A 14,841-nucleotide genomic window follows, 5' to 3' on the forward strand; every position below is an offset into this window, starting at 1 on the left:
GTGGCCCGGACGGTCACTGTGCGGGCGTTCCGTCCACCGCCGAGGCGATCTTCGGGAGGAACTTCTCGAGCGCCACCGGCATCGAGAGCGGCGACGGCGACGACATCGTCAGGGCGACGGCGTTGTCGGCGCTCGCGACGTAGCGGTCGGACTTCAGGGCCGGGATCTGGCCGAGGAGCGCGTTCTTCTTCAGCACGTGAACCTCCTCGGGCTTCTCGACGTAGAAGATGAGCACGTCGGCGTCGAGCGTCGAGGACTTCTCGGCGGAGAGGTTGCTGCTGAACTGGGTGTTGCCCTTGCTCAGCGCCGTGACCGTCGGGGAGTCGACCATGCCGAAGCGACGCAGGATCTGCGGGCGAAGGTCGCTCGTCGTGTAGAGGCTGACGACGGAGAGGTCGGTCGGCGTGAACCAGGCCCAGGCGGCCGACTTGCCCTTGATCTGGGGGTACTTCGCGACGGCCTCGTCGATCTGCTGGTTGGTGTCCGCGGTGACCTGCGTGGCCGCGGTAGTGCGGCCGAGGGCCTGGCCGACGAGCTTGACGCTGTCCTCCCACGAGGTGCCCCAGGCAGCGCCGGGGTAGGCCACGGTCGGCGCGATCTTGGAGAGCTTGTCGTACTCCTCCTTGGAGATGCCCGAGTTCACGCCGAGGATGAGGTCCGGCTTGGTCGCCGCGATCTCCTCGACGGGGACACCGGCGGTGTCGTCGTAGCGCGTGACCTGCGCGTCGGGGTCGAGCTCGGTGACGCCGGCGTCGAACCAGTCGGTCGAACCCTTCGGGTTGCCACCCCAGGTGATCTTCGTGGCGCCCACCGGGACGACACCGAGCGAGACGACGACGTCGGCGTCGTTCCAGCCGACGGTGGCGACGCGCTTCGGCTCGGCGCTGACGGTGGTCTCGCCGAACGCGTGCCGAATCGTCGTGGGGAAGCCGTCCTTGTCGACGCCGGCGGACGACGACGTCGCCGGGTCGGCCGCGGCCTCAGTGGTCGGGCCGGTGGAGCAGGCGGTGAGGGCGAGGGCGGCGACGGCCGTGGAGGCGGCGGCGACGATCGTGCGGCGAGTCAGCATGGAACCTTCTGGGATCGGGCCACGCAGGCGCGGCGACAGAGCAGTAAGGCGACCCTAATTTAGGGTTACCTAACTCTGTCAAATCCCGTCCGCCGTGGCGGCCCGTGGCGACCGGCTGGCCGCCGTGCTCCACCTCAGAGGGTGACGTGCTGGGGCGTCAGCTCCGCCACGGAGCCGACGCCGAGCAGCGCCATCGTCCGGCGCACCTCGCTCCCGAGGATGTCCACCGCCCGCTGGACGCCCTCCTCGCCACCGGCCATGAGGCCGTAGAGGTAGGCGCGGCCGACCATCACGCTGTCGGCCCCGAGGGCGAGGGCGGCGACGATGTCAGCCCCCGACATGACGCCGGTGTCGAGCAGGATCTCGGCCTCGTCACCGAGCGCCGCCCTGACCTCGGGGAGGATCCGCAGCGGCACCGGGGCGCGGTCGAGCTGGCGGCCACCGTGGTTCGAGAGCACGATCGCGTCGGCGCCGGCGTCCACGACCCGCTGGGCGTCGGCCACCGTCTGGACACCCTTGATGATGAGCGGCCCGTCCCAGGCGGACCGCACCCAGGCGAGGTCGTCGAGCGTCATCGTCGGGTCGAAGAGCGAGTTGAGCAGCTCCGCGACCGGGCCGTCCCACGAGGTGAGCGAGGCGAACTCGAGGGGCTCGGTGGTGAGCAGGTCGACCCACCAGTTCGGGTGCATGGCCGCGTCGAGCACCGTCTTCGCCGTGAGGGCCGGCGGCAGGGAGAAGCCGTTGCGCACGTCGCGCAGCCGCGCCCCGGCCACCGGGACGTCGACGGTGAGGACGAGGGCGTCGTACCCCGCTGCGGCGGCCCGGCGCATGAGCGCCTCGCCGGCGGAGCGGTCCTTCCAGACGTAGAGCTGGAACCAGCGCCGGCCGCCGGGTGCCGCTGCCGCGACCTCCTCGATGGACGTCGTCCCCATGGTGGACAGCGCATACGGTATGCCGGCCCGCTCGGCGACGCGGGCGACCGCCGGTTCGCCCTCGTGCTGCATCATCCGGGTGAACCCGGTGGGGGCGAACGAGAAGGGCAGCTCGGAGCGCGCGCCGAGGATCGTGGTGGACGTGTCGACCACACCGACGTCGCGCAGCACGGAGGGGTGGAAGGTCAGGCCATCGAACGTCTCCCGCGCGCGGCGGAGGCTGATCTCGCCCTCGGCGGCGCCGTCGGTGTAGTCGAAGACGCTGCGCGGGGTCCGTCGCCGGGCCACCGTGCGCAGGTCGGCGATCGTCAGCGCCGAGTCGAGCCGTCGGCGTCGGGAGCTCCACACGATGGGCTTGGGCCGCAGCAGCGGCGCGAGCTCATGGACGCGGGGACGGCGGCGGCGGGTTCCCATCGAGCGACCGTATCGGACCTCACTCCGGGGAGGATCAGCCCACGGGGGTGAGGACGTCGAGCCCGACCAGCGGGCGCAGCGCTGCCGGCACGACCACCGAGCCGTCCGCCTGCTGGTGGTTCTCGAGGATCGCGACGAGCCAGCGGGTCGTGGCGAGAGTGCCGTTGAGCGTCGCCGCCACCTCGGTGCCACCACCGGCGACGCGGTAACGCGTCTTGAGGCGGCGGGCCTGGAAGGTCGTGCAGTTCGAGGTCGAGGTCAGCTCGCGGTGCCGGCCCTGGGTGGGGACCCACGCCTCGCAGTCGTACTTGCGCGCCGCCGGGCCACCGAGGTCACCGGCCGCCGTGTCGATGACGCGGTAGGGGAGCTCCATGGCCTCGAGCATCTCCCGCTCGAAGGTGAGGAGGCGCTCGTGCTCGGCGGTGGCGTCCTCGGGCCGGCAGTAGACGAACATCTCGATCTTGTTGAACTGGTGGACGCGGATGATGCCGCGGGTGTCCTTGCCGTAGCTCCCGGCCTCGCGGCGGTAGCAGGTCGACTGCCCGGCGTAGCGGACCGGACCCTGGCCGAGGTCGAGGATCTCGTCGGCGTGGTAGCCGGCGAGCGCCACCTCGCTCGTCCCGGTGAGGTAGAGGTCGTCGGCCTCGAGTCGGTAGACCTCGTCGGCGTGGTGGTCGAGGAAGCCGGCGCCGGCCATGACCTCGGACTTGACGAGGGTGGGCGTGATCATCGGGACGAACCCGGCCTCGATGGCCCGCTGCATGGCGAGGTTGAGCATCGCCATCTCGAGGCGCGCGCCCACCCCCTTGAGGAAGTAGAAGCGTGAGCCCGAGACCTTGGCGCCGCGCTCCATGTCGAGGGCGCCGAGGCCCTCGGCGAGGGTGAGGTGGTCCTTGGGCTCGAAGCCCTCGGCCGCGAAGTCGCGCGGCGTGCCGACCTCGTCGAGCACGACGTAGTCGTCCTCGCCGCCGACCGGGACCCCGTCCTCGATGACGTTGCCGATGGTCCGTGCGAGGGTCGCGAGCTCATCGGCAGCCTCGTCGGCGGCGGCCTGGTTGGCCTTGACCTGGGCCGCGACCTCCTTGGTGCGTGCGAGCAGCGCCTGCTTCTCGTCGCCCTGCGCCTTGGCGACGTCCTTGCCCATCGACTTCTGCTCGGCCCGCAGCTGCTCGTATGCCGTGAGGCTCGAGCGCCGCTTCTCCTCCGCCGCGAGGACGGCGTCGACGACGCCCTCGTCCTCACCCCTCGCGCGCTGCGAGGCGCGCACTCGGTCGGGGTTCTCGCGGAGCAGCTTGAGGTCGATCACGCGCGCCAGCCTAGTGGTGACCTCGATGTGGTCAGGCGACGTGCATCTCGTCGTCGCGCACGAACCACTCGTCGGGTGGGTCCGGAATCCAGCCCCCCCACGGGTCTGCCGGGAGGGGCAGGTCCTGGATGTGGACGTCACGGTGGGGCTCGAGCCAGCCCGCGCCGAGGATCGGTGGTGCGGTGGCGTCGTGGGTGCGCCCGGTCGGGGTCTGGATGCGTACGCCGTGTGGTCCGGTCCCGTCGAGACCTGTCGACTCGACCCTCACGTGCCAGCCGTCGAGCTCCTTGATGAGGTTGTGCCGCTGGCACAGCCCGGCGCCGTTCGCAGCGTCCGTCGGGCCGTTCGCGTGGGCTGCGGTCACGTGATCGGCCTGCACGGCTGGCGCGTCGCACCAGGGCACGCGGCGAGGTCACGACCCGTGGGGTCGGTGAAGAGCCGCCGCAACCAGGCGAACGCCTCGCCGTGACCCGTCTCGGCATCGAGGACGTCGGCCACGGCCGCGCGCGCCTCACGGCCGGACATCGGCGCCCACCCGGGGATGTTGGCCACGTCGTCGGTGGGCGCCTGACCCCCGAACGCGGCCGGCAGCAAGGTGCGGTCGGTCATGACGAGGCCGACCTCGACCGGCTGAGGCTGTCCCTTCGCACGCCCTGACAGGAGTTCCAGCGCTCGGTCGGCGAGCCACGCACCCTTGCCGCGGACATCGGCACGGGCCGTAGCCGCGGCAACCTCCCACTGGCCGGAGGGAAGGTCGGGGTCGAGAACGTTCCGGCGACCCTCCTCGGCGGTGAGGGCGAGGTGGGCGCCGATGACGTCCTTCATCGGACCAAGGATCGACAACCAGGCCATCCCGTCGGCGGCAGGGCGCACCGACACCCGCCGGCTCGCCACAGCACGCCGGTTCCGCTCGGACAGCGACTCGGCGTCCAGGGCGGCACCGGCCCGGCGGGCGGCGGCAGCAAGGGCCTTGTCACCGAGGGAGGCGATCGTCGGGGCGAGACGCCGGTCGACCTCGGCGCGGTGCTCGAGGCTCAGGCAGGCGGTCTCCCGGACGACGATGGTCGCGCGCCGCTCGCTGATGTCCCCGCGCTCCAGCGCGGCCATCGTCATCGGCATCTCGTGGACCAGCGCTCTGGCGACGCCGGCGTGCTGGTCGGCCAAGGTCGGTGAACAGCATCGCGCCAACGCGAGGTCCGCCCGAACGCTGCGCGAGTCCTCACCGAGTGCCTCGCGGTCCACCACAGCAGCCGCAGTCAGGCGCGCCTGGCCAGCGGCTGAGGCACCCTTGAGTCGCTCCAGCGCCGCCACAACCGACACACGCTCGGCTTCGGTCAGCCCTTCGGGGTTCAGGTCGGCCAACGACGACACGACGGAGAGAACCTGAACCTCAGGCCCTTCTACCGCTGGCGTCGCCTCCATACGTTCAAGCTATATGCGAGCACCGACAACGCCACACGACCATTACGGCCGAAGCGGTGTGGCTCTCAGGCAGGGGATAGGGAACGTCGTCACTTGCGGATCGCCCACATGTTGACGAGCAACCAGCTGTCCGTGAGGTCGGCTTCGAGGGCAGTTGCAACCTTGCGAGCGTGAACGCGTATGAGAGCGCGGAGAAGGTCGTGTGGCTCCTCGTCCCAGCCGTCCGATTCTGCCGGAGCACCCAGCGCTCACCAAGCCGGATGGACGAGACCGATGAGATCTGTGGGAACTCCCCAATAAAGTCGGGGATGTCGTCGTACCAGTGTCGTAGGTGTCTTCGTCGACGGCATGGGCCTAGAACACCCGAGCCAGCGCGCCGACAGTGCAGAGCATCATCACGCTCACCGACAGCGTCTGCGGAGACGACCTGTTCATGTGGACGTGGCCGTGCCCGCGTCCTGCGGAACGAGCGGCATCTCGCGCGTTCCGCGGGACCGAGGCGGAGTGTGCCCTCAGGTGCGCGCGGCGGCGTCCCTGGTCGACTGCTCGCCGCGCTCCTGCCACGCCATGGCGAAGGGCGCGGTGAACCCGTGCAGGTAGACGGAGACGACGACCGTGAAGGCCACGACCGACCACAGCCAGCGGATCTCGTCGAACTCGGCGTGCGACGCGGCATACGCGAGGTAGAAGAGCGAGCCCACGCCACGCACGCCGAAGACGGCGGCGACGACGCGCTCGCGCCGGTCGAAGTCGCGCGGCCCCTCGCGGTGCGGGTGGCCGAGGAACGACACGAGCCCGGCGAGCGGACGCAGCACGAGCAGCAGGAAGAGCGAGATGGCGACGCCGCGCCAGTCGAGGTTGGCGAGCAGCCCGTTGGTCAGGGCCATGCCGAGCAGCAGGAGCACGACGAGGGTGAGCAGCCGCTCGAGTCGCTCGATGACCTCGTGCATGTCGTGGTGGTAGGAGTGCGCCCTCTCGAAGCTGCGCATCGCCATGGCGCAGGTGAAGACGGCGAGGAATCCATAGCCACCGATCACCTCCGCCACGCCGTAGGTCGCGAGCAGGGCCGCGATGGCGATGAGCGGCTCGCCCGTCGCCGCGAAACGGAGCTCCTCCACACGGGCCGTGAACGCCAGCCGGGCGACCGCCCAACCGGATATGACGCCCACCGCGACGCCGATGGCGATCTTGCCGACGAGCTCCCAGGCCACCCAGCGACCACCCCACTCGGCCACGCCCCCCATGGTGGCGAGGAAGATCGCGGCGTACACGAACGGGAACGCCAGCCCGTCGTTGAGCCCGGCCTCGCTCGTCAGCGCGAAGCGGACCTCGTCGTCCTCGTCGACCTCCTCGGAGTCCTCGACGTCACCGCCCCCCTCACCCTCGTTCGGGCCGCCGACCTGGACGTCGGACGCGAGCACCGGATCGGTCGGCGCGAGCGCCGCGCCCAGCAGCAGTGCGGCCGGCACCGCCACCCCCAGCGCACCCCAGGCGAACAGCGCGACACCGGTGATGCACAGCGGCATGGCGATGCCGAGGAGGCGCCACGTCGGTGACCACGTCCGCCACGAGCCGACGTCGCGCAGGCTGAGCGGCCGGTCGAGCGCGAGCCCCACGCCCATGAGCGAGACGAGCACGGTGAACTCGGTGATGTGGGTGACCGCCACCTCGTGCGACGTGGGGTCGAGGTCGAGGTCGCGGAAGCCGGGCAGCAGCCCGAGGACGAGGCCGAGGGTCACGAGGACGATCGGGGCGTTGACCTTCCACCGGTGCAGGACCGGCGGCACGATGACGGCGAGGAAGAGGGCGAGCCCCAGCGCGACGTAGATCCAGGCGGGCTTCACGCCCGGACGTCCCAGAGGTGGTGGGCGAGGTCGTGCAGGCCGTAGCGGCCGAGGGTGAGCACGGTGAACTCCGACCCGTTGGACCGCACCCCCCGGCGCTCCCACGCGGGACCGGACAGGCCGGCATACGCCTGCGCGAGACGGTCGGCGGCGACGGCAAGCTCGTCCGCGACGACGCGCGGGTCCTGTGAGGCGTAGTCGCTCTCGACCGCCGTCGCGTCCTGGTCCCAGTTGGCGAAGGCGGCGCCGTCCTCGTCGAGCATGAGCCCCACCCGGTCGGCGAAGAGGTCGCAGACGTCGCGGACGTGGCACGCGTACTCCAGCGGGGACCACGTCGTCGGGTCCGGCCGGGTCGCCACGTCCGGTCGGGCGAGCACCCCCGCCCACTGCTCCGTGTATGCCGTGACGAGCCGAGCGATGTCGTCCGGCGGGACCGCTGCGGCGTCGAACCCACAGTCCGGACAGGCCCGGTCGAGCGTCCAGGTCCAGTCCTTGGCGTCCGGCTCGATGCTGCTCATTGCCTCAGGGTAGGCGTCCGAACGACGCTGCCGTGACGTGTTCGCAGGTGAGGTACGGTCCCTGACGTGACCGACTCCTGGCCCGTGGTCCTCGGGATCCTCGCCGTCCTCCTCGTCCTGGCAGCGGTGGTGTTCGTGGCGACCTCCTCGTCCCGGTCCCCCGGACGGCACGCCTCGTCCCCACGTCCGTCACGCTCGTCCTTCCGGCCCGACCGGGCGGAGGACACCCCGACGCCCCCGCGCAAGCGGGTCGCGGTCATCCTCAACCCGAGCAAGTTCGAGGACCCCGAGTCCGTCCGGGCACTGGTGCGCAGCACCGTCGCCGCCCACGGCGAGTGGGACGAGCCGGTGATCCGGGAGACGACGGTCGAGGACCCCGGCTACGGGCAGACCCGGGCGGCCCTGGCCGACCAGCCCGACCTCGTCTGTGCCATCGGCGGCGACGGGACGGTGCGGACGGTCGCGCACGTCCTCACCGGCACCTCCACCCCGATGGGCCTCATCCCCGCGGGGACCGGCAACCTGCTCGGGCGCAACCTCGAGCTGCCGCTCGACCTCGCGGAGGGACTGGAGGTCGCCCTCACCGGGCGCAACCGCCACATCGACGTCGGCTGGCTCACGCTCGACCCCACGGCCAGGCAGAGCTCGCCCGAGGAGCTCGACCCCGCCCACGACGGCCCCACCGAACCCGACGTCGGCGCCGACGACGAGCACGGGTCCGACCCCGCCGCCAACCAGCACGCCTTCCTCGTCATGGCCGGCCTGGGCCTCGACGCGAGCATCATGCACGCCACGTCCGAGGAGGCCAAGGCCCGCATCGGCTGGGGCGCCTACGTCGCCAGTGGCGCCCGCAACCTCCTCGGTGCCCGCTTCGCGACCCGCCTGCGCATCGACGGCGGCGACCCGATCGCGCACACCGCCCGCACGATCGTCGTCGGCAACTGCGGCCGGCTGACCGGGGGCATCACCCTCATGCCCGACGCCGAGATCGACGACGGCATCCTCGACGTCGTCGCCGTGACCCCCAAGGGGATCGTTGGCTGGGCCGGCGTCGCCGTCCACATCCTCGCCAAGCGTGGCCGCAACCACCCCAAGATGGACCGCTACCGCTGCCAGTCGATCCTCGTCTCGCTCGATGCGCCGCAGCTCGTCGAGATCGACGGCGACGTCATCGGCCAGGCGAGCCGGGTCCGCTTCGAGGTGCGGCCCAAGTCGCTCATCGTCCGCACCGACCCGTCGCTTGGACGGACCTCAGCGTCGGGCGCCACCCTCGACAGGTGACTGCGGACCGGGGTCGGGGTTCTTCTCCCGCCACCTGCGCTCGAAGGGCAACCGCCACGTGTGCGGTGAGACGAGCTGGTGGATCTGGTTCGGCCCCCACGTCCCCGGCGCGTAGGGCCGGACGACCGGCGGGTTCTCGAGCAGGGGTGTGCTGATCTGCCAGAGGCGCTCGATGCCCTCGGCCGAGGTGAAGAGCGTGTGGTCGCCCCGGACCGCGTCGTAGATGAGCCGTTCGTAGGCCTCGAGCACCGCCCCGGCCCAGTGGGTCTCCTGCATGGCGAACTGCATCGACAGCTTGTCGAGCTTCATCCCCGGTCCCGGTCGCTTGCCGTAGAAGGACAGCGACATCCGGGCCTTGTCGGCGAGGTCGAAGGTGAGGTGGTCGGGGCCGTGGTCACCGACCCCGGAGCCCGGCGGGAACATCGACTGCGGCGGCTCACGGAACGCGATCGAGATGATCCGGGCACCCTCGGCCATCCGCTTGCCGGTGCGCAGGAAGAACGGCACCCCCGCCCAGCGCCAGTTGTCGATGTGGCAGCGCAGCGCGATGTAGGTCTCGGTGTCCGAGTCCGGCGCGACCCCCGGCTCGTCGAGGTAGCCGATGTACTGGCCGCGCACGACGTCGTTCGGGGAGATGGGCTGCATCGACTCGAAGACCTTGTTCTTCTCGCGGCTGATCGCCTCTGGCTCCAGCGAGGTCGGCGGCTCCATCGCGGTGAACGCGAGGATCTGGAAGAGGTGGGTGACGACCATGTCGCGGTAGGCGCCGGTGTTCTCGTAGAAGTCTCCCCGCGTGGCCAGCCCCAAGGTCTCCGGCACGTCGATCTGCACGTGGGCGATCGAGTTGCGGTGCCAGATCGGCTCGAAGAGGCCGTTGGCGAAGCGGAACGCGAGGATGTTCTGGGCCGGCTCCTTGCCGAGGAAGTGGTCGATGCGGAAGATCTGCTCCTCGGCGAACACCTCGTGCAGGCGCCGGTTGAGCTCGACCGCGGAGCGGTAGTCGGTGCCGAAGGGCTTCTCCATGACGACCCGGCTGCGCTCGACGAGCCCGGCCTCGGCGATCGTCTGCACCGCGGACAGGGCGGCCTTGGGCGGCACGGAGAGGTAGTGCAGGCGCAGCTCGGTGTCCCCCGGCAGCAGGTCCTCCGCCGCGCGGACCGCCTCCCCGAGCGCCGCGGCGCCCGCCGACAGGGGCACGTAGTGCAGCCGCTGGGCGAACTCGACCCACTCCGACTCGTCGAGCTCGCGGGTCGAGAACTCCTTGATCGCCTCGTACGCGAGGTCCCGGAAGCCCTCGGTCGAGAGCTCGTCGAGCGAGGTGCCGACGACGCGGAGGTCGTCGAGCAGGCCGGACTGGAAGAGGTGGAGCATGCCGGGGATGAGCTTGCGCCGGGACAGGTCCCCCGTGGCACCGAACAGGACGACGGTCGTGGGCGCGGTCTTCTGTTCGCTCATGCGCCTAGCCTGACCTGCCCGGACCCTCCTGACCAGCCTCGACGTCACCCGGGTCCCGGCTGAGCCGGTCGCGGATGGCGTCGTAGACGATCGGCTCGTGGACGAGCGCGAGGTGACCCACCCCGGGCAGGACGACCACGTCCTCCTCGGCGAAGCGCCGGCTCCCGGGCGCGCGCCGGCCGGAGCCACGGGCGCTGGACGCCGGCACCATCCCGTCACCGAGCAGCTGGGCGACCGGGCCGTCGATGCGCCGGCCGAGCAGGCCGACGATCGCGAGGTGGCGCACGCCGGGGTGGAGGGGCACGTCGAGACGGCGGCCGGTGCGGTCGTCGAGGGCGAGGCCGTCCCACTCCTCGTCGAGGATGTTGCCGTGCCGCAGGTCCTGGATCCCCACGCTGCGGGCGCGCAGGAGCGTGGCGAGCGGGCGCGAGTGCCGCAGCCTGCCGGCCACCCGCGCGGACCCGTTGGCAAAGCGCTCGAGCGGGGCGCCGAGGTGGGGTGAGCCGAGGGTCACGGTGTCGCTCACGAGCGGGATCCAGTCGGCCTCGACGTCGGCCTGGGCCAGGGCGCTGTGGATGACGAGCCCGCCCATCGAGTGGCCGAGAAGGACGAGCCGGGTGACGGGCACCGGCCAGTGCGCCACGAGCGCCGTGAGCACTCGGTCGAGCTCGTGGCCGTTGGTCGAGATGCGCAGCCCGGTGTTGTAGCGGACCGCGACCGAGGTGAACCCGAGGTCCTCCTCGAGGCGGTGGCCGAACCGCCCCCGCTGCCAGGCGGTCTCGTGGACGACGAGCCCGTGGACGAGCACGACGACCGCGCCGGTCGCACCCGGGAAGGCCGCGGCGAACCCCTCTGCGGTGAGCGGGACGGAGCGCCCGCGCCGGCGCACGCCCATCGTGTGCGCCAGTGGGGACCCGGAGAGGTCGAGCCGGTCCCCGAAGAACGCGTTGACGAAGGCCCGCGCGCTGTTGGGCGCCGGGTGGTGGACCAGGTGGTCGCTCACCCCGGCCACGTGCTCGACCCCGCGCATGAGCCGCTGCTCGACGACGGTCGGCTCGACGGGACCCGACCCCGCGTCGTCCGGATCGGTCTCGTCCGAGGGCCCTTGGCTCATGCCGTCACTGTCCCATGCGTGCTGGTGTCCACCCGCGACTGTCGTGGTCGTGGGGCCCGTGGGGGCCCATGGGGTGTCAGCGGTCGAGGAGCCCGCGCAGGTCGTCGGCGGTGAGGGCGCTCGAGAGCAGGTTGCCGTCGTCGACGACCCGGGCGAAGAGGTCGCGCTTGCGGTCCTGCAGTGCCACGACCTTCTCCTCGATGGTGTCGGTCGAGACGAGCCGGTAGACGTTGACCGACTTCGTCTGGCCGATGCGATGGGCCCGGTCGATGGCCTGGTTCTCGGCGGCCGGGTTCCACCACGGGTCGAGGACGAAGACATAGTCGGCCTCGGTCAAGGTGAGGCCGAAGCCACCGGCCTTGAGCGAGATGAGGAACACGGGCGCCTCGCCCTCGCGGAAGTCCCGCACCACGTCGGCGCGGTTACGCGTGGACCCGTCGAGGTAGGCATAGGCGATCCCCTCGGCATCCAGCCGGGCGCGCACCAGGGCGAGGAACCCGGTGAACTGGCTGAAGACGAGCGCCCGGTGCCCCTCGGAGGCGAGCTCGGTGACCTGCTCGACGAGGGCCTCGACCTTGGCGCTCGGCGCCACCCCGCCGTACTCGTCGGCGTCGACGAGGGCGGGGTCGAGGGCCATCTGCCGCAGGACGGTGAGGGCCCGCAGGATGGCGATGCGGTTGCCGTCGAGGTCGTCGATGAGCCCGAGCAGGCGCTGCCGCTCGCGGGCCAGGTGCCGGTCGTAGATCGCGCGGTGGCGCGGGTGCAGCGCGACGTGGAGCACCTGCTCCTGCTTGGGCGGGAGGTCGGAGGCGACCGCGTCCTTGGTGCGGCGCAGCAGCAGTGGCCGGATGCGCCGACGCAGGGTGGTGAGCAGCTCGGGAGCCGTCCCGGCCTCGATGGGCCGGGCCCACTGGTCGCGGAAGACCTGGGGCCTCGGGTGCAGGCCGGGCGCGACGATCGACAGCAGCGACCACAGGTCCATGAGCGAGTTCTCGAGCGGGGTGCCGGTGAGCGCGAAGGTGACCCGCGCGGGCAGCCGGCGGATCGCGGCATACGTCTTCGCCTGGTGGTTCTTGACGAACTGCGCCTCGTCGAGCACGGCGGCCGACCACCGCACCGTCCGGAACTGCTCGGCGTCGATGCGGGCGACGGCATAGGTCGTGACGACGAGGTCGGCGCCGGCGATGGCCTGCGCGAGCGGGACCCGGGCCTTGCCACGGGTGCGGTCGAGGACGACGACGGACAGGTCGGGCGCGAACCGCTCGACCTCACCGGCCCAGGTGGCGAGGACCGAGGTGGGCGCGACGATGAGCATCGGGTCGGCGAGGTCGCCGCGCTCCTTGGCGCGCAGCGCCGTCGCGATGACCTGGAGGGTCTTGCCCAGTCCCATGTCGTCGGCGAGGACCCCACCGAGGCCGAGGTCCCAGAGCAGCGAGAGCCAGCGGAAGCCCTCCTCCTGGTAGGGCCGCAGGGTCGCCTTGAGCGCGCCCGGCACCTCGGCCGGCGGCGGGGCGTCGGCGTCGTCGACCCCGAGCAGGGCGTCGACGGACTGCCGCCACCGGCCCGACTGCTCCTCGACGACGCCGATCTCGACGAGCTCGTCCCACAGACCGGCGTGCAGGACCGACAGCTTCAGCGGGTCGGTCGGCCGGTCCTGGAGCGCGCGCGCCTCCTCGACGAGCGAGCGGAGGCGTTGCAGCTCGGGCGAGTCGAGCGTGAACCAGGCGCCATCGGGCAGCAGCAGCCGATCCTCCTCGCGGGCGAGCGCGGTGACGAGGTCGGCGAGCGGAACCTCGTGCTCGCCGACGGTGACGCTGATCCGCAGGTCGAACCAGTCGTTGCCGTCCGAGCTCTCGCTCGTCCCGACCGCGATCCGTGGCGCCTGCGTCACTTCGGCGTATGCCGTCCGCGTGCCCGTGACCTCGACCTCCACCCGCTCGTCGGCCTCGAGCGAGGGCAGCAGCTCGGCGAGGGCCACGGTGTCGAACCCCCCGAGGGTGGCCTCCTCGCGCAGCGCCCAGCCGGCCCGGCTCGGCTCCCACAGCGCGGGCAGCTGGTGACGTGACGGGGCCGCGGCGAGGAGCTCGCTCTCGAGGGCGGCGCTGCGGAAGGCGTCGGGGTCACGCACCACCCCAGGCTCCCGGGCCAGTGGCACGGTGACGGGCGCGTCCCTCGGGCCGTAGCGGAAGGCCCAGGCCAGGTGGACGACGTGGTCGGCCGCGAAGCGCACGGCGAGGTGCAGGCGTGGCGGGGCCACCTCGGGCAGCTCCAGGCCGTCGTGCGTGCGCACCACGGCCCGGCGCTGGAGCACCGGCAGCGTCTGGATGGCGAAGGTCGACCACTCGTCCTGCGGGATGGTGAAGGGGCCGCGCTCGACGACCCGGGTGGCGGCGAGGTCGACGTCGGGACCGAAGCCCCCGAGGCGCAGGTCGGCGCCCTCCTGGCGGAACCAGCCGGTGGGCGGCTCACCGACGGTGACCACGTCGCCGTCGCCGGGCAGGTCGAGGCTCGGCACCACGCGGACGTCCCCGCTGCCGGTCGGCCTGAGGTCGAGGACGAAGTGGCCGACCTCGGGCTCGAGGTGCACCTCCCCGGTGCCCGTCGCGTCGGTCAGCAGGACGATGCCGGCGTCGCGGGCCCGGGTGAGGAGCTCGACCCAGCCCCGGCCGACCTGCCCGAGCGGGATGCCGGCGGGCATCCGGCCGTAGCCGGACAGCCGGCTGCTGCGCCGGAACGCGTCGGCGATGGCGGTCAGCGCGTCGAGCGGCGCGCCCTCGAGATGGTGGGCGTAGGAGGAGTAGTAGCCGCCGCTCACCGACTCCCAGGAGATGCCGGTGCGGATCCACCGGCCGGGGGCGGCGCCGGGCACGACCGGGCGCAGGTGCACGGACGGGGTCGGGGGCAGCATGTCCCAGCGCGCGGCGCGCCCGGTCGGCGTCTCGACGTCGAGGAGCAGACCGACACTGCCCGGCGACGACGCCGTCGCGGGGTCGGGCACGTCGAGCAGCTCGTCGAGGGCGTCCCGCCAGGTCTGGGTGCGCGCCGCCTCGTCGTCCTCCTCCGAGCCGGTCGGCCCGCGGTCCGAGACGACGTCGAGCCGGCGCCACGGCTGCTGGGCACGCAGCATCAGCGCGAGGGCGGCGGCGTGCTTGCAGTCCCGCCCGATCGGGCAGCTGCACCCGCCCTCGACCCAGGGGCCGCGGTCGTCGTGGCGCAGCGAGAGCTCGGTCCGGTAGATGTGCGGGCCGCTGCCGATGACCCGGGCCGACGCCCACGCACCCGCGTCGGACACGGTGATGCTCGTGACCCGGCCGGCACCGGCATACGCCCGACCGCGCTCGAACGTCGTGTCGCCGAAGGCCTCGACGAGCATCCGGTCGGGCACCTCGGCGAGGGTGCGGGGATCCTGTGGCACGACCAGGCCCACCTCCTCCGTCCGCGCGAACCGGGAACCACCGTATGCCGTGCTGCCGACACCGTGCCGCC

11 protein-coding genes are annotated in these 14,841 nt (G+C 72.0%); 1 reads left to right on the forward strand and 10 read right to left on the reverse strand.

Annotation, left to right across the window (positions count from 1 at the left end; all coding sequences use genetic code 11):
• Positions 1–13: 13 nt before the first annotated feature.
• From ACOJV9_RS11105 to ACOJV9_RS11135, 7 genes are all read right to left on the reverse strand, one after another.
• A complete protein-coding gene (locus ACOJV9_RS11105; protein WP_420185278.1) occupies positions 14–1,069 on the reverse strand; it encodes an ABC transporter substrate-binding protein in 1,056 nt (351 codons plus the stop codon).
• Between the two features lie 134 nt (positions 1,070–1,203).
• The gene (locus ACOJV9_RS11110; RefSeq protein ID WP_420185279.1) at positions 1,204–2,415 is read right to left on the reverse strand and encodes an alpha-hydroxy acid oxidase; all 1,212 of its coding nucleotides are present in this window, start codon (positions 2,413–2,415) and stop codon (positions 1,204–1,206) included.
• A gap of 34 nt (positions 2,416–2,449) precedes the next feature.
• Complete coding sequence (serS, locus tag ACOJV9_RS11115; protein WP_420185280.1) at positions 2,450–3,721, reverse strand: serine--tRNA ligase; 1,272 nt, start codon at positions 3,719–3,721, stop codon at positions 2,450–2,452.
• Positions 3,722–3,752: 31 nt separating this feature from the next.
• Positions 3,753–4,085: a hypothetical protein gene (locus ACOJV9_RS11120; RefSeq protein WP_420185281.1), complete on the reverse strand. Its 333-nt coding sequence runs from the start codon at positions 4,083–4,085 to the stop codon at positions 3,753–3,755.
• Positions 4,082–5,143 carry a DUF222 domain-containing protein gene (locus ACOJV9_RS11125; protein ID WP_420185282.1) on the reverse strand — a complete coding sequence of 354 codons (1,062 nt, stop codon included), beginning with the start codon at positions 5,141–5,143 and terminating at the stop codon, positions 4,082–4,084. The genes ACOJV9_RS11120 and ACOJV9_RS11125 overlap by 4 nt, the downstream gene beginning before the upstream one ends.
• A 512-nt stretch (positions 5,144–5,655) precedes the next feature.
• Positions 5,656–6,987 (reverse strand): cation:proton antiporter domain-containing protein, encoded by a 1,332-nt coding sequence (locus ACOJV9_RS11130; protein ID WP_420185283.1) that lies wholly within the window; start codon positions 6,985–6,987, stop codon positions 5,656–5,658.
• Positions 6,984–7,505 carry a DinB family protein gene (locus ACOJV9_RS11135; RefSeq protein WP_420185284.1) on the reverse strand — a complete coding sequence of 174 codons (522 nt, stop codon included), beginning with the start codon at positions 7,503–7,505 and terminating at the stop codon, positions 6,984–6,986. Before ACOJV9_RS11135 ends, ACOJV9_RS11130 begins: the two co-directional genes overlap by 4 nt.
• A gap of 66 nt (positions 7,506–7,571) precedes the next feature.
• Here ACOJV9_RS11135 and ACOJV9_RS11140 point away from each other — a divergent pair, with 66 nt between their 5' ends.
• The gene (locus ACOJV9_RS11140; protein ID WP_420185285.1) at positions 7,572–8,786 is read left to right on the forward strand and encodes a diacylglycerol/lipid kinase family protein; all 1,215 of its coding nucleotides are present in this window, start codon (positions 7,572–7,574) and stop codon (positions 8,784–8,786) included.
• Here the strand turns inward: ACOJV9_RS11140 and zwf are convergent.
• From zwf to ACOJV9_RS11155, 3 genes are all read right to left on the reverse strand, one after another.
• Positions 8,757–10,241 (reverse strand): glucose-6-phosphate dehydrogenase, encoded by a 1,485-nt coding sequence (zwf, locus tag ACOJV9_RS11145; RefSeq protein WP_420185286.1) that lies wholly within the window; start codon positions 10,239–10,241, stop codon positions 8,757–8,759. The two genes, ACOJV9_RS11140 and zwf, sit on opposite strands and share 30 nt — an antisense overlap.
• Positions 10,242–10,245: 4 nt before the next feature.
• Positions 10,246–11,355, reverse strand: coding sequence for a lipase family alpha/beta hydrolase (locus tag ACOJV9_RS11150; RefSeq protein WP_420185287.1), 1,110 nt, complete (start codon positions 11,353–11,355; stop codon positions 10,246–10,248).
• A 76-nt stretch (positions 11,356–11,431) separates the two neighbouring features.
• Positions 11,432–14,770, reverse strand: coding sequence for a DEAD/DEAH box helicase (locus ACOJV9_RS11155; protein ID WP_420185288.1), 3,339 nt, complete (start codon positions 14,768–14,770; stop codon positions 11,432–11,434).
• Positions 14,771–14,841: the final 71 nt, after the last annotated feature.

The sequence above is a fragment of the Knoellia terrae genome, assembly GCF_048606435.1.
Lineage (GTDB): Bacteria > Actinomycetota > Actinomycetes > Actinomycetales > Dermatophilaceae > Knoellia > Knoellia terrae.